Here is a 17,958-nt window from a genome sequence, read left to right on the forward strand (position 1 = left end):
GGTTAATCTATCGGACCGATATTGATCATTCGGTCCTCTCCCAAGCCTTGCACCTTGGCCAGAACTTCGGCGGGTGTCTCGCTGGAAAAATGCACCACGTAGCCCATGCCGCTGCCATCCTCCTCGATCGAACTGACCCACCGTTCAACCTCGTCAGCCTCAAGCCCCAGCGCTTGCGCGAACTGACGATTGCGGTGTTCGGAATCGGTTTCGTCTAGCGGATAGTCGTTCATTCCCGTCTCCTCGATTCATGTGGCAGTCAGAACGATGGACGTGCGAGCGGCGGCAACAGTTCGTTTTTTTGCTCGCCATTTTGAGCAGCGACCGGCGCTCGATTGAACGGCACTGGCGCGCGCATGAGCGGTCGCACATTACAGAGGCTCGAAGAAGCTTACCCAACTCGCCGCTTCGGGAGACGCACATGCTTGAACTCAAACGACAACCGTTTGCCGGACGCTTGGTCATGATAGGATATGGCAGCATCGGTCGCGGCGTGCTGCCGCTGCTGTTGCGCCACATCGATCTGGAGCCTTCGCGTATTTTGTTGATATGCCCCTCCGACGCGGCATTCGAAGCGCATCAGCAATTCGCCGTTCAAGTCGAGCAACAAGCGCTGACTGAAGACAACTTTCATGCGTGTCTGGAGCCCCGGCTGAACGCCGGCGATTTTCTCCTCAACCTTTCCGTGCAAGTGTCGAGTCAGGCGCTGCTCGCCTTTTGCCAGGCACGCGGTGCTCTGTATCTCGATACCTGCACCGAGCCATGGCCCGGCGGCTACGACAGCGACAGGCAGACGCCACAAGCGTGCACCAATTACGCGTTGCGCCATGGCATTCTGGCTCTGCGCGGCAGCCGCGATACGGCTACTTCAATACTCACCCACGGCGCAAATCCGGGGCTGGTTTCGCATCTGGTAAAGCATGCTCTCGAGAATCTGGCGGTCGATCTCGGTCACGCTCAGCCGGCCTGCGCAAGCCGCGAAGATTGGGCACAACTGGCGCAAACGCTGGGCATCAAAGCGATCCACATTGCCGAATACGACTCTCAGTTCAGCAGCCTGCGCAAGCAGCCCGGAGAGTTCGTCAACACCTGGTCAGTGGACGGGTTTATCGCCGAAGCCTGCCAACCTGCGGAACTGGGTTGGGGCACGCATGAGTCGGCGTTGCCGGCCGATGCCCGACGCCATCCGACAGGCAGTCAAGCGGCAATCTATCTGCAACGACCCGGCGCGGCGACACAGGTGCACACCTGGACGCCCGGCACCGGCGCGACCCTGGGTTTTTTGGTTACCCACAGCGAATCCATTTCGATTGCTGAATACCTCACACTCGGCGAAGGCGCGCATCCGCACTATCGCCCCACCGTGCATTACGCCTATCGCCCCTGCGATGATGCGCTGTTGTCCCTGCATGAACTGGCTGCACGGCACTGGCAGGCGCAGCCGCGTCAGCGTTTGCTTGACGACGACATCGTCGGAGGCCGTGACGAACTCGGTGTGCTGTTGATGGGGCACGCGAAGAACGCTTATTGGTACGGTTCGACGCTGACCATCGAAGAGGCGCGATCACTGTGCCCGCACAACAGCGCAACTTCATTGCAGGTCACGGCGGCGGTGATGGCCGGGGTCATCTGGGCAATGAAAAATCCCCGGCGCGGGATTCTGGAACCCGACGAATTGCCCCACCGCGAGATCTTGCAAATGTGCGATCCCTATCTGGGTGAACTGCGCGGTTTCTACACCGATTGGACGCCGCTCGGCTCAACCAGCGAAGACACAGACAACGCGACGGGCGACGACCCGTGGCAATTTCGCCATGTCCGCTTCGGTTGAGCAGCAGTGCCGGGCGGCGTAACCTGCCGGACATCGACACAATGTTTGCCCGCCCGCCCAACGGCAATCCTGAACAGGTTCATGAATGTCCAACAAACCCCCAACTGCCAGAGAATCCGCCAGCGCCGCCGAGATCGAGCGATCGATCCAGGCGCTGAACAAAATGGCCGAGCGGCTCTGGGGCGAAGGTCGCGAAGCCGAGGCCAAGGCGCTGCTCGATGCACTGGATGCGTTGAACCGTGCGCTCGATCGCATTCGCATCGGCGAAAGTCGCCGCGTAGTCACGCTCCACTGATGTGTCTTGCACCCTGACGGTTACGGACTCGATTCAAACCCCTGTAGGAGCTGCGGCACGCTGCGATCTTTTGATCTTATGCTCCAAAATCAACAGACCGCAGCGCCTACGGCTTATAAAACTCCCGATGCCAGTCCACGAACGCCCTCACCCCCTGCTCGATCGGCACGCTCGGACTAAAGCCGATGCATGCAGACAGCGCTGAAACGTCCGCCCATGTCTTGACCACGTCACCTTCCTGCATGGGCAGAAAATGCCGTCGGGCCTTGATGCCCAGTGCTTTCTCCAGACACTCGACAAACGTCAGCAGCGCAACAGGACTGCCGCGGCCGATGTTGAACAAACGGTGGCTGCCGCGCTCGCCGTTCGGCGCTGGCGGTTGATCGCGCAACCGCCAGATGGCTTCGACGATGTCGTCGATATAGGTGAAATCCCGCGACATTTCGCCTTGGTTGTAGAGCTCCACGGGACGGCCCGCGAGGATCGCGGCGGTGAATTTGAAAAGGGCCATATCAGGTCGCCCCCACGGCCCATACACGGTGAAAAAACGCAGGCCCGTTGCGCGCAGTCCGTAGAGGTGGCAATAGCTGTGCGCAAGCAGTTCGTTCGCCCGTTTGGTCGCCGCGTACAGCGATACCGGTTGTTCGACCGGATGCTTTTCGCTAAACGGCATGATGCTGTTGGCGCCGTAAACCGAACTGCTCGATGCATAAATCAAATGACTGGGCGGGTACGCTCGGCAGGCCTCGAGAATGTTCATGAAACCGACCAGATTCGACTGTACATACGCGTCGGGGTTATCAAGGGAATAGCGTACGCCGGCTTGTGCTGCCAGATGCACGACCTGTTCGAAACGACAGCGTTCGAACAACGCCATGAGTGGCTGTTTATCGGCAATATCCAACGGAAAAAAGCGAAAATGCCCGAGCTTTTGCAAGTTGTGCAGGCGCGCCTGTTTGAGCGCAACGTCGTAATAATGATTGAGGTTGTCGATGCCAACGACATCCAGGCCGGCGGCGCATAAACGTCGGACGGTGTGATAGCCGATGAAGCCTGCAGCGCCAGTTACCAGCACGACCATGGACGAGACCTCAATCAACAGGATGCCAATCTTCACGCAGTCGAACGCCCGAATACTGGCCGAACATCGACTTTATGACAACTAATCAAAAAGTTATTTAATTATGCTTACGAGTGATAGCGAAACCTTCACAATCGTGCGAACGAAGTTCCGGCGACCGACCAAGCCGCTCAAATGCAACTAATTTGACATCATACAAAGCCAACTAACGAAGGCGACCGCAAAACGTAAAAATAGTTTAAAAAATCAGACGAAACTGATTAACCCAATAAAAACAGCAGATTGCGCACATGCTTTTTTGGAACTGGATAAAAGGTACACTTTTTGACTGTTATTATTTGACAGTTTTCGCGGACTGGCCGATAACTATCTCCTGCCCGGGGAACACCGCGCCGAATGAACTGTTGAAGTTCTTTTGCCAGTGGGCAGTTAATGAAACACCGTATTTTCCAGGTCGCATTGCGCACCGTGCGGTAGCTTTGTCTAAACGAAAGCCCGTCCACTCCTGACATTAAAACGACGGCACTGATAATAATAACTCGCCCCAAGTGATTCATTATTGAAACACTTCTCTCTGCCAATAAAGACATTGATGCATCTGGCTCGGCCAATTTGCCTTGATCAGCTTACTACCTACTAGCCAGCACCTCGACCTGTGTCACGACATCGGCCGTGCTGCTTAAACGATCGCTATGTATGGAGTACTCCAGCATGCTAACAGTTTGCCGCAATGGCTCTAACTGGTACTTATTGCAGTGCAAGCCCCGCCAGGATGAACGGGCACAACTCAACTTGCAGCAACAAAACTACATGACGTTTCGTCCACGGTTGATGAGCGAGAAAAGTGTCCGTGGCAAACGCCATCGCGTGCTTGAATCGCTGTTCCCCGGCTACGTCTTTATCCAGCTGAGCCGAGACGACAATTGGTCGCCCATCCGCTCGACACGCGGTGTGAGTCGCATCGTCGAGTTCAATCACGTTCCCGCCATCGTCGACAATCAGGTGATTACGCATCTGCGCGAACGCACCCTGCAATCCATTGGCTTTCCTGCCGAGCATGCGCTGGAACCCGGTGAATCGTTGCAAATCGTCGAGGGCCCATTGTCCCCGCTTGAAGGTGTGTTCCTGTCCATGCACGGCGACGAGCGCGTCATGCTCCTTCTGCAATTTCTCAACCGGCAGCAGCACGTTTGCGTGCCGCTGAGACATCTCGAGCGTCAGCGGCCATCGTCCGAAAACCGCCCGGCCTGACAACGACATTTCCTTTCAGGAACACCCACCATGGCCCTGAAGTCTCGCTGTCCAGCCGCGTTATTCGTGGCTTGTTTATGTCCCGAAGCAGCCTGGAGCACCGACCCGCAAGCCATCAATGTCTATGGCTTCGGCTTCACCCCGACATTCGAGCTGTCGGAAAGCTACGACGATAATTTCCGCGAAGTGGAGCACGACGTTGAGTCGACCATGGTCACTCGACTCGCCCCCGCCTTCGAGCTCAAGGCCGAAGATCGCAACAGCGCCACGCGGGTGATCTGGGAACCGACGCGCTACATCTATCACAGCGCCTCCGACGCTTCGAACACCGCCCAACGCCTGCGCGCCGACAGCATCATGGAATTCACCGACCGGCACCGTTTGAAGCTTGAAGCCGAAGCACGCAAATACGAGCGCACCACCTCGACCGCCGTCGATGGCATCAACGACAAGATCGAAAGCAAGCGCGTTGGCGGCGTCTACACCTTCGGCGCACGCAGCGCACAGAATCAGCTCGACTTCGGCGCCAGTTACGCGCAACTGCGCTACGACAATGCCGACGGCATCAATGATGACAAGGAACGCAATACCAGCAACCTGAGCACCACCTGGTATCACCGTCTCGGCAGCAAGACCCGTGGCTTGCTCGAATATGACCACACCCGTTTCGACTATCTGCAATCCGACAGCCCGCGCAGCAGCCGCTCCGATGCCGTGCTCGCGGGTGCCGAATGGGACATGACGGCAAAAACCACCGGCAAGGTGCGCGTCGGTTACGAGCGCAAGAACTTCGATGAAAGCGGCGCCGATGACCTGAGCAATCCGACCTGGCAAATCGACCTGGCATGGAAACCACGCACCTATTCGACCTTCACCTTTCTCGCCCGCCAGGCTCTGGCCGAGGGGGACGACGGCTCGGACGCGGTGAAAGCCACTTTCACCCAGATCGGTTGGCGCCATGGCTGGACCGAACGCATCACCACCGTCGCCGAAGCCGGCATGGGCCATTACGTCTACGAAGGCCAGGACCGCAGCGACGATCTGCAGGATTACAAACTCGGCGTGATCTATGAAATGCGCCGCTGGCTCGATGTCGAACTCGCCTATCGCCACCGCGATAACGACTCCGACGCCGAGAACGAAAGCTTCACCCGCAATGTGTTCCAGATCACTTTCGACGTCAGTCTGTAAGAGGGTTGGGCCATGAACACGCGCCTGTTGTTGCTGTTATTGCTGCTGTGGATCACGCCTTCCATCGAAGCTGCAGAGCCGGCCACCGATTACCGGCTGGCCGCCGGCGATGTGTTGCGCATCACCGTATTCGGCGAGCCGGAGCTGAGTTTCAAGAAGATTCGCCTGAATGATGCCGGCACGTTTTCCTACCCCTTTCTCGGCGAAATCGTGGCCCGGGGCCTGACGCCCAACCAGGTTGAACAGAAGATCGTCGACGGCCTCAAGCAAGGCTATCTGGTCGATCCCAAAGTCAGCCTCAGCCAGATCGAGTACCGGCCGTTCTACATCAACGGCGAAGTGCAGAAGCCCGGCAGTTATCCATTCCAGCCCGGCCTGACCCTGGAAAAAGCCATTGCGCTGGGCGGCGGCCTGACCGAACGCGCCTCAATGAAACGCGTGACGATCCTGCGCGGCAGCGGCGGCCCACCGGTCACCGAGAACATCTCGCGCACCACCGTCATCGCCCCCGGCGACACCATTTCCATTGCACAAGGCTTTTTCTGATCATGGACAACAGCCCAAGCACCTACGTCGAACGTCCGCTCCAGACGCATCAGGCACAACAGCCTGGTGACGAGTCGGATACCCTTGATTTGCTGCACCTGTGGCGTGTCGTCTGGTCCGCCAAATGGAACATCGCCTGGCTGGTATTGCTCAGTTGCGCCCTCGCCGTGGCCGCCCTTTCCTTCGTCACCCCGCAGTACGTCGGCAGCGCGACGTTGCTGATCAAGGACAAAACGCCGCCGGTGCTCAGTTTCCAGCAGGCTGCCGAGTCTGGCGGCGGTAGCACCACCACGGATTATTTGCAGACCCAGCAAGCGTTGCTGCAATCGCGCGATCTGGCGGAACGCGCGGTGCGCAAGCTCGGCTTGACCACAAACCCGCTGACCGACCCGCGACAGCAGCCCAAGAGCTGGTTCGCGCCACGCCAGTGGCTGGCCGAGCTCAATCACGGCCAATGGCTGCCGTGGCTTGATCTGCTGCCGCCGCCCAAGCCAGCACCGACCGAGGCGGATGTGTTCAACGACGTCACGCAGAACATCATGCTGCACACCAGCGTCAAATTCGTCGGCAAGAGCCAGTTGCTGGAAATTGAAGTCGAACTGCCCGACCCGGGCCTCGCCGCCGCTGTTGCCAACGCCCTCGCGCAAGGCTTTATCGACAGCCAACAAGACACCAGCCTGAAATCCTCGCAGAACAACACCAGTTGGATGAACACCCGGCTGGTCGAGTTGCGCGACAACCTGCGCGTTGCCGAGAACAAATTGCAGGCGTACCGCGAAGAACAGGGTCTGGTGGATGTCGACGGCGTCGCCACGATCAGCGCCAACGAACTGCAAATGACCGGCAATCGCATGATCGATGCGCGGCGCGATCGTGCCGAGGCGGAGAGCCAGTTCCGCCAGGCGCAGGCCTTGAGCAATGGCGATATCAGTCGCCTGTCGAGCGTGCCGGCGGTGCTGAGCAACCCGTTGATTCAGCAATTCCAGGCCGATCTGGCCAAGGCGCAAGCCAAGGTCGAGGAATTGTCCGGGCGTTATGGGCCGAAACATCCGGCGCTGATATCCGCCCGTTCCGAACAGCGCACCGCCGCCAACAGCCTGCGCCTGCAAGTGCAGCAAGTGGTGGCCGGCATCGAACGCCAATATCAACTGGCGATGGCCAGCGAAGATGCCTTGCGCAAATCCTTCAATACCAACAAGGCGCAGATTCAGGATATTTCGCGCAAGGAATTCCAGCTGCGTGAATACCAGCGCGAGGTCGACAGCACCCGTGCGCTGTATGAAACCTTCGTCACCCGCCTCAAGGAAACCGCCGCCACCTCTGACATGGATTCAGCCAAGGCGCGCATCGTCGACCCGGCGATCATGCCGCTGGAAGCCAGCAAACCGCGCAAGAGCCTGATCGTGGCAATCGTCGCATTGGTCGCGGCGGTGGTTGGCGTGGCCCTCGCCTTCCTGTTCGACACCCTGAGCAACACCTTCAAAACCGATGACACCGTCGAAAGCCTGCTGAATGTGCCGTTGCTCAGCGTGGTGCCTTTGGTGGTGAAGAAAAGCCGCAGGCAGTTGGCGCGCCTGTTTGAAGACAACGACCACCCGCGGTTCTGCGAGACCATTCGCAATCTGCGCACCTGGCTGATGTTGCAGAGCAGCAAAGCACCGTCACAAGTGGTGCTGGTCACCTCGTCGGTATCTGGCGAAGGCAAAAGCACTATCGCCAACAACCTCGCCTGCTCGCTTGCTTCGCTGGAGCGCGTGTTGCTGATCGACGCCGACATGCGCCAGCCGACGCTGTCGCTGAACTTCGATTTCCCGGCGGAGAATCCCGGGCTGGCCAACCTGATGGCCGGCACCGCACGCCTCGAGGATTGCATTCGCACTGTCGGCAATCTCGACATGCTGCCGGCCGGCTGCCTGACGCCTTCGGCACTCGACCCGTTCGATACGCCACGCCTGCGTTCGGCAAGCGGCGCGCGCAGCGCGGTCGCGCCGGCGCAGGATTTGCTCAGTTCACCACGGCTGGGCCGCATGCTCGAGGCACTGAAGACTCGTTATCGGCACATCATTATCGACTCGCCGCCCGCTGAAATCGTCAGCGACGCGCTGCTGTTGGCCAAGCATTCGGACGCCGTGATCTACGTGGTCAAGGCGCAGAGCACCCCGGTCGGCCAGGTACGCAAAAGCATCGCCGTGCTGCAACAGAGCCACGCGCCCGTGTTTGGCGTAGTGCTCAACCAGGTCGATCTGCGCAAAGCACGCAAGTACGGCCACAGCCACTCCCGTTCCTTCTACGACTACGACTTCGCGCCGCGCTGAACCTCAGGGCTGTGCCGCCCGCCAATCTTCCCTTCTTTGCTCGTCGACTCGGAGATCGCGCCGATGACTTCGCAATATTCCGCGCAAATGGCACAACGCCGCGGCCTCACTTTCTGGGGCCAATGGTTGTGCGCAATGACCTTGGTGAACCTGCTGCTGATGGTGCTGGTGCAATGGCGCATCGGCGAAGTGCCCAGTGAATATCGAGTACTGATCATCCTCACCGTGCTCGGCTCGCTGCCGGTCTACAGCCTGGTGCAGGTCTATCACAAGCGTCATGGTTTGCTGGTCGGGCTCAGCCGCTTGCTCGCCGGTTGGCTGATCGTGCTCGGATTGCTGATGAGCATCGCTTTCGTCACGCAGACCAGCGCGCTGTTTTCCCGGCAAGTGGTGATTGTCTGGGCGGTGGCGGGGTTTGTCGTGCAGGCGGCGAGTTTCCTGCCGTTGCACCTGTTCGTGCGGCTGTACACGCGCAAGATCTGCCACGAACGCCGCGCCGTGATCATCGGCACCTGCCCGACCGCCCATGAACTGGCGAGAAAGCTGTTCGATCCCGAGCGGACCCTGCTGCTCGGCTTCATCGCGGCGAAACCGGACAGCGGGCCAGCGCCAAGCATCCTGCCGTTACTCGGGGAAGTCGACGAGGTACGCGAGATCATCACGCGGCTGCAGGCGCGGCGGGTGTACATCGTGTTGCCGATGGCCGAAGCGGCGACCATCGAAGCGCTGTACATCAACCTGCTCGACATGAATGTCGACGTGGTCTGGATCCCCGATCTGGGCAGCATGGTGTTGCTCAATCACTCGATCTCGGAGATCGAGCGGATGCCGGCGATCTACCTCAACGAGAGCCTGCTCACTTCGCACCCCGGCAGCCTGTTCTGCAAAGATCTGTTCGAACGCAGCCTCGCTGCCACGGCGATCATTTTGCTCAGCCCGTTGCTGCTGGGTGTCGCGCTCGCGGTCAAGCTGACCTCGCCGGGTCCGGTGCTGTTCAAGCAGAACCGCCATGGCTGCGACGGCGAAGTGATCCGCGTGTGGAAATTCCGGTCGATGCGCGTGCATGACGACCAGCAGGTGCGTCAGGCGACCCGCGACGATGACCGTGTTACGCCGCTGGGACGCTTTCTGCGGCGCAGCTCCATTGATGAGCTGCCGCAACTGTTCAACGTGCTGTTCGGCCACATGGCGCTGGTCGGGCCGCGGCCGCACGCGGTCACTCACAACATTTATTACACCGGCAAGGTCCGCGCCTACATGGCGCGCCATCGGCTCAAGCCCGGCATCACCGGTCTGGCGCAGATCACCGGGCATCGCGGGGAAACCGAAACCGTCGAGAAGATGCAGCACCGGGTCGCCCAAGACCTGAATTACATCAACCAATGGTCGCTGTGGCTGGACATCAAGATCCTCCTGAAGACGCCCTTCACCCTGTTCTCGAAAAACATCTACTGACCACGGACCGCCCGTGGCCCGCCCCACCGCGCATGAGGTTTTCCCATGAATGTGAGTGTATTCGGTATCGGTTATGTCGGACTGGTGCAAGGCGCCGCCCTGGCCGAGGTGGGCCACAATGTGCTGTGCGTCGATGTCGACAGCGCCAAGGTCCAGGCCTTGAACGACGGCACCCTGCCCTTGTACGAACCGGGTCTGAAAAGCCTGGTGCGCGATAACCATCACAGCGGACGGCTGCAATTCGGCAGCGATCTGGCCAGCGCGGTGGTGCACGGCGACGTGCTGTTGATCGCGGTGGGCACGCCGCCGGATGAAGACGGCTCGGCAGACCTCAAACACGTATTGAGCGTTGCCCGCACCATTGGCGAACACCTGCGCGGCGAGCAAACCATCGTCGACAAATCGACCGTGCCGGTGGGCACCGCAGATCGGGTGCGTGAATGCATCGCTGAAATACTTGCGGAGTCTGGTCGCAGCGCGCTGACCTTCGATGTGGTCTCCAACCCCGAGTTTCTCAAGGAAGGTTGCGCGGTCGAAGACTGCCTGCGCCCGGATCGCATCATCGTCGGCACCGACAGCCCACGCGCTGAGGCGGTCATGCGCGAGTTGTACGAGCCGTTCAACCGCAACCGCGAAAAGATCATCGTCATGGATGTGCGCAGCGCCGAGCTGACCAAGTACGCGGCCAACTGCATGCTCGCGACCAAGATCAGCTTCATGAACGAAATGGCCGGTCTCGCGGAAAAGCTCGGCGCGGACATCGAAATGGTCCGTCACGGCATCGGTTCCGATCCGCGCATCGGTTATCAGTTCATCTATCCGGGCGTCGGTTACGGCGGCTCGTGCTTCCCCAAAGATGTGCGCGCGCTAATCCACGCAGCGCAGGAAGTCGACATCGATGCGCGCATGCTCAAAGCGGTCGAGTCGCGCAACAACGAGCAGAAAACCACACTGTTCCACAAGATTGCCGATCACTTTGGCGGCGCGCTGCACGGCAAGACTTTTGCGCTTTGGGGCCTGAGTTTCAAACCCAATACCGATGACATGCGCGAGGCACCCAGTCGCGTGCTGATGGAGGCGCTGTGGCGCGCCGGCGCCAACGTTCAGGCATTCGACCCGAAGGCAATGGAACAGACCCAGCAACTGTATGGCGCGCGCGATGACCTGACGCTGGCCGGAACCAAAGAGGCCGCGCTGAAAAATGCCGATGCACTGGTCATCGTCACTGAGTGGCCCTCGTTTCGTGCGCCGGACTTCGAACTGCTGGCGCGGCAACTCAGACAACCGCTGATTTTCGATGGCCGCAACCTGTTCGATCCGCAGCGGCTGAGCCGCCGTGGCTTCACGTATATCAGCGTCGGCCGTCCGACCCAGGATGCCCGGACGCAAGGCGTTGCATCATGATTCGGCTGGAACTGGTGGGCCGTTATTCGCCGGCCTTGCTCGAATCGAACCGCGCCTTTTCGTTCATCAACTTCGCCTCGATCGGCAGCTTCATGCACCAACCGTCGCCGTCGCTGGCGTATTTCTGCGACGGCATGCTGATGTCCGGTTTCATGTCACGCATGACCGGGCGCGCGGTTGAACGGGTCAGTTTCGATTTCACCTCGATCGCGGATCCGGTCTTGCGTGAATGCGAGCAACGCGGCAAACGGGTCTACATCGTCGGCGCCCGCCAGCCCGAGCTGGAACGCTTCGTCGAAAAGCTCGGCACGCAATATCCGCGCTTGCAACTGGTCGGCGCGCATGACGGCTATTTCAATGCCGAACAAGCTGTTGCGCTGCAGGCAGACATCCGCCGCCAGCGCGCCAACGTGTTGCTGGTCGGCCTCGGCGCGGGTTTGCAGGAGCGCTTTGTGCTGCAAGCGCTGCACGGTGGATTCAACGGTGTCGCGTTCACCTGCGGCGGGTTTATCCGCCAGGAAGCCAATGCCAGCGAACGCTACTACCCCGAGCTCGTCAATCGCCTGCATCTGCGCGCGTTCTACCGCATGTACCGCGAGCCCCACACGATCAAACGCTACCTGCTCGATTACCCGAGCAATGCGCTGCGCCTGACCGAGTTGATTCTTCGCCGTCAGGTCGCCATCGACGTCACCGCCCCGTAAGGATTCCGACGATGCATATTCTGTTTACCCTCAAGGATTACCAGACTGGCGGCGGCGTCGAGTGCGTGCAGCAACGCCTCGCCGAACAGTTTCTGCAGGACGGCCGCCGAGTGAGTTTCTTCGTCATGAACGGTGATGCGCCGAACGTCGATGGCGCGCAGAACAGCGCCGGTGGCGGCAGCGGTGTCGGCGGCTGGCTGAAGTCGATCGTGCTGTTGCGTCGACTGATTCACCGCGAAGGCGTCACGCATCTGATCAGTGCCAAGGAGCAAGCCAACCTGTGCGCGTGGTTCGCCACGTTCGGCAGCGACTGCAAAGTCATTTACAGCCGCCACGCCGCGCTCGATTGCACCGAACAGAAAACCGGACTCGCCAGCCTGCGCCTGTTGTACGCGCTGTACCTGTGCGGCAGCGGCAAGGTGGTGGCGGTGTCCCACGGTTTGCGTCAATCGCTGACGCGGCTGATGCCGTGGGGGCGACCGCGAATTCGTTATTGCCCTAACGCGGTGATCACCGAGCAACTGTTGCAGGCCGCGCAAGCGCCATTGCCCGGTGGCGTGCCGCATCAATACTGGCTGGGCATCGGTCGTCTGGTCGAGCTCAAGGGCTTTCATTTGCTGCTGGAGGCGTATGCGCAGGCGGGCCGGCAACGGGTCCTGCCGTATCTGGTGATTGCCGGCGACGGCCCGATGCGCGTCGCGCTCGAAGAACAGGCTGCCCGCCTCGGCATCGAGCGCAACGTGCATTTCACCGGACATTTGCGTAATCCCTATCCGCTGATCCGTCAGGCGCGACTGCTGGTTCTCAGCTCGCTGGACGAAGGCTTGCCGACGGTGTTGGTCGAGGCTTTGGCGCTCGGCACTGCGGTGCTCTCCACCGATTGTGGCAGCGGCCCGCGTGAATTGCTCGACCACGGCCGCCTCGGCCGTCTGGTCAAAGTCGACGACGTCCCGGCGCTGGCCCAAGCGCTGCTCGACAGCCTGGACGGCCCTGTGGCCGCGCGGCCGTCAGTCAGCGAGGCGATCCGCCCCTATACCAGCCAATACGCCGCTGAGGCTTATTACCAGGTGTGGCTGCGATGAAAAAACTGCTGATCATTCTTCAGGACCTCGGTGCCGGCGGCGCGGAGAAGATGATGATGCGCCTCGCCGGCGCGCTGGTAGAGGCCGGCAATGACGTGACATTGCTGATGCTCACCGGTGGCGGAATCAACCTCGCGGCGCTCGATCCGCGGGTGCGCCAGGTGACGTTGCAACGTTCCCGCAGCGCCGTTGCCGTGCCGGCGCTGACCCGATTCCTGCGCGAAAACCGCTTCGATGCGCAACTCGCCGCGCTCACCCACGTCAACGTCGTTGCCATCGCCGCCGCGACGTTGTCCGGCACGTTGAAACGCCTGCATGTGAGTGAGCGCAACGCGTTCTCCCGCGACAAACATGTCAACCCGGCGCTGTCAGTGCGCTTCGCCTACTGGCTGGCGCCGTGGCTGTATCGGTTGATTCCCAACCCGGTGATCTGCGTTTCGCAGGGTGTCGCGCAAGACCTCATCGACAGCACCATCGCCCGTCCACGGGATGTGACCACCGCCGACAATCCGGTGCTCGACAACGATTTTCGCGAGCGCCGTCCTGGTGCCCCCAACCATCCCTGGCTGCAAGACAAGTCCACCCGGGTGATCGTCGCAGTGGGCCGGCTAGCCCGGCAAAAAGGCTTCGACAGCCTGATCGAAGCCTTCGCCCGCCTGCCGGAGCTTGATGTGCGCCTGGTGATTTTCGGCGAAGGTTCGTTGCGCAGTGATCTGCTCGCACGGGCCACGGCGCTTGGCGTTGCGCACCGTTGCGACTTGCCGGGCTACGCAGCTGACCCCATCGCCGAAATCGCCCACGCCGACTGCTTCGTCCTGTCGTCACGCTTCGAAGGCAGCCCCAACGCTCTGGTTGAAGCCCTGTCGACAGGTACGCCGGTGGTCGCGACCCGGTGCCCTTACGGCCCGCAGGAAATTCTCGCTGACGGCACGGTGGCGCCGTTGGTTGAGGTCGATGACGCGGTGGGCCTCGCCGCCGCTATCAGCACGCAACTGAACAATCCCCGGGCGCTGAATCAACAACGACGCATCGATGCGGCAGCCCGTTTCATCAACGCACGGGCCGTGCAGACGTATCTGCAAGCGTTGCTGGCGAGGCCTCGGCGATGAACAGACTGCAAGTTCGTTACTCGACGCTGGGCGACGCGTTCATTCTTTTCGGTGTGTTGTTCTACACCCAAGTGATCGGCTTCTTTCTGCGCCTGGGTAACGTCAGCGTGCTCGACGATGCGCAGCAGGACCTGGAAGGCAACGTCGCCAATCAGGTGTGCGGGATGTTGACTCTGCTGGTGCCGCTGTTTTTCTTTGTGCGCCACAAAGTCTTCCTGAGCAAAAGCTTCTACCAACAGAATTTCTTCCTGCTGCTGTTCCTTGCTTGCGTCGCGGCGTCGATTGGTTGGTCGAGCGAGCCGATGCTGAGCTTCAAACGCTTCATCGCGCTGCTGAGCGTGGTGTTTTTCGGCGGCTTCATCGCTTATCGCTACAGCCTGGAACGCATCGCCCTGCTGTTCGGTTGCGTGATTGGCGCGGCGGCGCTGGTCGGGCTGATTTTTGCCTTGATTCGACCGGACATCGCGTTCATCTCCGGCGGCATACGCGACGGTGCGTTTCGCGGGATCTTCGCGGAAAAGAACGCCGGGGCGCGTCTCAACGCCATCGCGATCCTGTTGCTGCTGCCGATGATTCGTCAGCGCAACCCGTTGGCAATGCTCTATGGCTTGTTCGCGCTGATCGCCATTGGCCTGGCGCAATCGGCGACGGCCATTGCGCTGGTCGTCGCGGGCGCCGTCAGCTACGGCTACTTCCTGCTGCTGATCCGTTTGCGCATCAACCGGTCAATGGCCACCCTGTGCGCCGCGACGATTGTGTTCTTTCTGCTGTGCCTGATGCTTTACGCCAACTATGCGCTACTGCTGGAGCTGGTCGGTCGCGATCCGTCACTCACCGACCGCACGCTGATCTGGGATCTGCTTCAGCCGCTGATCGATGATCGCTTTATCAAGGGCTACGGCTTCGGTGCGTTCTGGGCCAGTGCCGAGGCCGACGCTTTCATCAACCGCTGGGGCTACATCGGCAATGCCCACAGCGGCTACGTGGAAACGTTGCTCAACGGCGGGCTGATTCAACTGGTCGCATTGTTGCTGCTGTTTGCCCAAGCCTTGAGCAAACGGTATCGCGCCCTCACCACCGCCGACCAATCCGCGCGCTATCAAGCCTGCGCGCTGGTGATCATCGGCTTGTTCGTGGTCACCAATTACGTCGCCTACGTCATTCCCAATTATCGCTCGGGCGAGTTTCTGCTGTTTTGCGTGCTGAGCCTGACCTTCCGTCATCACCGCCTCGAACGCACCGCGGTTCGCCGCCCTGGCGTTGAATCGCGCCCGCTGCGCAATGCCTTTCAGGAGCAACGTCCATGCTGAACGAACCGGTGCCGCCCCTCACGGTGTGCGTGGTGATTCCGTTGTACAACGCTGCGGCGAGCATCGTGCAAACGCTGGATTCGGTGTGCGGGCAAACCCGCCTGCCGGACAAGGTGATCGTCGTCGACGACGGATCCAGCGACGCCGGTGCGCAAATCGTCAAAGACTACCCGGCGCCCTTCCCTTTGCTGTTGTTGCAGCAGGCCAATCAGGGCCCGGCCACGGCGCGCAATCGAGGCATTTTCAGTGCCGAAGAAACCTTTATCGCCTTCCTCGACGCCGACGACCGCTGGCACCCGCAAAAGCTCGAAAAGCAGCTTGCGCTGTTCGCCGATCTGACCCGGCAAGGGCGCAAGGTCGGCCTGATCGATTGTTACCAGATGAGCGAGTTCGATGACGGCAAACGCCAGCTCGAAGATCGTCGCAAGCACGGTGATCATTTTGCCGATTTCATCCGTGAAAACATGATCAACGGCACCTCGGGCGTACTGGCGCTGCGCGAGACGATCCTGGCCATCGGCGGTTTCGAGCAGAGCCTGCGCTTTGCCGAGGATCGTTTGCTGTGGACCCGCATCGCCGAGCTGGCGGAGATCCACACCGTGCCGCAGATTCTGCATTGGCGCGCGGTCAGCAGTGGCAACATCACCGCGCAACCGCACAAGTATTACCCGCACAAAATCCGTTTCATCGAGCTGTATCTGAGCCGCTACGGCGCGCGGCTAAGCAAGCAACAACGCATCCATTTCGTCCTCGCCAACCATGCCGAATTCCTTAACGCGTTTTCCCGTCGCGGCGACCACACGCGGGTCATCCAGGTGTTTCGGCAGATGCTTGCGCACTCGTGGCAAACGCTGCTGTTTTTCCATGGCAAGCCGACCCTGCGCTACCTCTACGCCCGCTTGAAAACGTTGCGCAGGCACGCCTGAAGCGATCGCCCCTTCTCTACAGGTTCCGCCCCATGGCCAACCATCGACTGATGACGCTGATATGGATTTTCACCGAGAAATTCGGGCTGATTTTCCTTTCGATGATTACCTTCGTGGTCTACGCACATCTGTTGACGCCAACCGAACTGGGCGTCGGCACGGTGATCATTGCCATCGTCGAAGTGGTCGGCATTCTGTTTTCATCGATGCTGGAAGATCCGCTGGTTCGCCTGCAGCGCATGGAAGACAAACATGTCAGCAGCGTGTTCTGGTTCGCGGTGCTGGTCAGTCTCGCGTCGATTGCGCTGATCTCGCTGGGCGTCATGCTGTACACGACGTCTGCCGAGCTGCGCTGGATGACCGCCGTGGCGTCGGTGAAGATTCTGTTCACCCTGATGGCTCGGGTCTACGTCGCGCAAATGCGCCGCAGCGGCAACTTCAAATTGCTCGCCTCGCGCACGTTGCTCGGCAAAGTCGCCGGTGGCCTGGGCGGCGTAGCGGTCGCACTGCTGGGCCTGGGGCCGTGGGCCGTGATTGCCCAGGCGTTGATCATGGATTGTATTTCGGCCGTGGTATTGATGCGCAACGACCCGCGCCGCATCCCTCTGCACATCGACCGCCAAGTGCTCGGCGAAGTGCTGCGCGCGGGCACGCCGGTGGCGATCAATGTCATGAGTTCGCAAACCCTGCAACGCGGGGTCAACGTGATTCTCGGCCTCACCGCTGGCGCCCACGCGGTGGGCATGTTCAACCTGGCGATGCGCATCATCGACCTGCCGCGCTCGGCGATCTACAACGGCTTGATGAGTTACGCGCTGCCGGTGTTCGCCCGGCGCAGCGCCGAACCCGCGCGACTGATCGGCGTGATCGGCGACTCGACCGCCATCAGCGGCTTTGTCCTCACCCCGCTGTTTTTCGGGATTGCCCTGACCGCCAACGACATCATCCTGCTGATCTTCGGCGCCAAGTGGGCCGATGCAATCCCGATGCTGCAAGTGCTGGCGTGCACCGCTGCGCTGGGCAATCTGGCGCTATACGCGACGACTGCGCTGGTGGCGGTGAACCGCACGCACCTGACCCTCAAGGCCGAAGTCGGCACCACGCTGCTGGCGCTGTCGCTGGTCTATCTGTTCGGTGCTCAGCTCGGTGGCATGGCGGCGGCGTGGGCGCTGCTGCTGCGCATGGTGCTGATGACGCCCTTGCAGATTCGCGGCTTGCACGCGGCGATCGGTTATCACTGGCGCACCTGCTTGCAGTCCGGTTACCGCAGCATGGTCGCCTCCTGGGTGATGGTCATGGCCGTGATCTGGACGTCCGCGCATTCGGGCTTGTCCGGGTATCTGCATCTGCTCTGTGACATCGCCGTCGGCACCGTGACCTATGGCCTCGTCTACAGCCTGTTGCACCCGCGCTGGCCGCACGAATTCAAGTTGGTGTTCACCGCCCGCTGACCTGGCT

16 protein-coding genes are annotated in these 17,958 nt (G+C 60.5%); 14 read left to right on the plus strand and 2 right to left on the minus strand.

Annotated elements, in window-relative coordinates; genetic code table 11:
* Nucleotides 1-2 precede the first annotated feature (2 nt).
* Nucleotides 3-233 (minus strand): hypothetical protein, encoded by a 231-nt coding sequence (locus tag EL257_RS15250; protein ID WP_126363939.1) that lies wholly within the window; start codon nt 231-233, stop codon nt 3-5.
* 188 nt (nt 234-421) lie between these two features.
* Here EL257_RS15250 and EL257_RS15255 point away from each other — a divergent pair, with 188 nt between their 5' ends.
* The gene (locus EL257_RS15255) at nt 422-1,831 is read left to right on the plus strand and encodes a homospermidine synthase (protein WP_126363942.1); all 1,410 of its coding nucleotides are present in this window, start codon (nt 422-424) and stop codon (nt 1,829-1,831) included.
* 85 nt (nt 1,832-1,916) lie between these two features.
* Nucleotides 1,917-2,126, plus strand: a complete 210-nt coding sequence (locus EL257_RS15260; RefSeq protein ID WP_126363944.1) for a hypothetical protein — start codon at nt 1,917-1,919, stop codon at nt 2,124-2,126.
* Between the two features lie 106 nt (nt 2,127-2,232).
* On the opposite strand, the gene EL257_RS15265 is transcribed toward EL257_RS15260, so the two are convergent.
* Nucleotides 2,233-3,207 (minus strand): SDR family NAD(P)-dependent oxidoreductase, encoded by a 975-nt coding sequence (locus EL257_RS15265; RefSeq protein WP_126363947.1) that lies wholly within the window; start codon nt 3,205-3,207, stop codon nt 2,233-2,235.
* Between the two features lie 711 nt (nt 3,208-3,918).
* Here EL257_RS15265 and rfaH point away from each other — a divergent pair.
* The 12 genes from rfaH to EL257_RS15325 all read left to right on the plus strand — a co-directional run bounded on the left by rfaH (nt 3,919) and on the right by EL257_RS15325 (nt 17,951).
* Complete coding sequence (gene rfaH, locus EL257_RS15270) at nt 3,919-4,458, plus strand: transcription/translation regulatory transformer protein RfaH (RefSeq protein WP_126363950.1); 540 nt, start codon at nt 3,919-3,921, stop codon at nt 4,456-4,458.
* A 30-nt stretch (nt 4,459-4,488) separates the two neighbouring features.
* A complete protein-coding gene (locus tag EL257_RS15275) occupies nt 4,489-5,649 on the plus strand; it encodes an outer membrane beta-barrel protein (RefSeq protein WP_126363953.1) in 1,161 nt (386 codons plus the stop codon).
* A gap of 12 nt (nt 5,650-5,661) precedes the next feature.
* Complete coding sequence (locus EL257_RS15280) at nt 5,662-6,195, plus strand: polysaccharide biosynthesis/export family protein (RefSeq protein ID WP_126363956.1); 534 nt, start codon at nt 5,662-5,664, stop codon at nt 6,193-6,195.
* A gap of 2 nt (nt 6,196-6,197) precedes the next feature.
* Nucleotides 6,198-8,510, plus strand: coding sequence for a GumC family protein (locus EL257_RS15285; protein ID WP_126363959.1), 2,313 nt, complete (start codon nt 6,198-6,200; stop codon nt 8,508-8,510).
* Between the two features lie 63 nt (nt 8,511-8,573).
* Nucleotides 8,574-9,965 (plus strand): undecaprenyl-phosphate glucose phosphotransferase, encoded by a 1,392-nt coding sequence (locus EL257_RS15290; RefSeq protein ID WP_126363962.1) that lies wholly within the window; start codon nt 8,574-8,576, stop codon nt 9,963-9,965.
* Nucleotides 9,966-10,010: 45 nt separating this feature from the next.
* Complete coding sequence (locus EL257_RS15295; protein ID WP_126363965.1) at nt 10,011-11,369, plus strand: UDP-glucose dehydrogenase family protein; 1,359 nt, start codon at nt 10,011-10,013, stop codon at nt 11,367-11,369.
* A complete protein-coding gene (locus EL257_RS15300) occupies nt 11,366-12,073 on the plus strand; it encodes a WecB/TagA/CpsF family glycosyltransferase (protein WP_126363968.1) in 708 nt (235 codons plus the stop codon). Before EL257_RS15295 ends, EL257_RS15300 begins: the two co-directional genes overlap by 4 nt.
* 11 nt (nt 12,074-12,084) lie before the next feature.
* The gene (locus EL257_RS15305) at nt 12,085-13,155 is read left to right on the plus strand and encodes a glycosyltransferase (protein ID WP_126363971.1); all 1,071 of its coding nucleotides are present in this window, start codon (nt 12,085-12,087) and stop codon (nt 13,153-13,155) included.
* A complete protein-coding gene (locus EL257_RS15310) occupies nt 13,152-14,264 on the plus strand; it encodes a glycosyltransferase (protein WP_126363974.1) in 1,113 nt (370 codons plus the stop codon). Before EL257_RS15305 ends, EL257_RS15310 begins: the two co-directional genes overlap by 4 nt.
* Nucleotides 14,261-15,574, plus strand: coding sequence for an O-antigen ligase family protein (locus EL257_RS15315; protein WP_126363977.1), 1,314 nt, complete (start codon nt 14,261-14,263; stop codon nt 15,572-15,574). Before EL257_RS15310 ends, EL257_RS15315 begins: the two co-directional genes overlap by 4 nt.
* On the plus strand, nt 15,568-16,500 hold the full coding sequence (locus EL257_RS15320) for a glycosyltransferase family 2 protein (RefSeq protein ID WP_126363980.1): 933 nt from the start codon (nt 15,568-15,570) through the stop codon (nt 16,498-16,500). Before EL257_RS15315 ends, EL257_RS15320 begins: the two co-directional genes overlap by 7 nt.
* 32 nt (nt 16,501-16,532) lie before the next feature.
* Complete coding sequence (locus tag EL257_RS15325; protein ID WP_126363983.1) at nt 16,533-17,951, plus strand: oligosaccharide flippase family protein; 1,419 nt, start codon at nt 16,533-16,535, stop codon at nt 17,949-17,951.
* Nucleotides 17,952-17,958: the final 7 nt, after the last annotated feature.

This window comes from Pseudomonas fluorescens (assembly GCF_900636825.1).
Classification (GTDB): Bacteria; Pseudomonadota; Gammaproteobacteria; order Pseudomonadales; family Pseudomonadaceae; genus Aquipseudomonas; species Aquipseudomonas fluorescens_BG.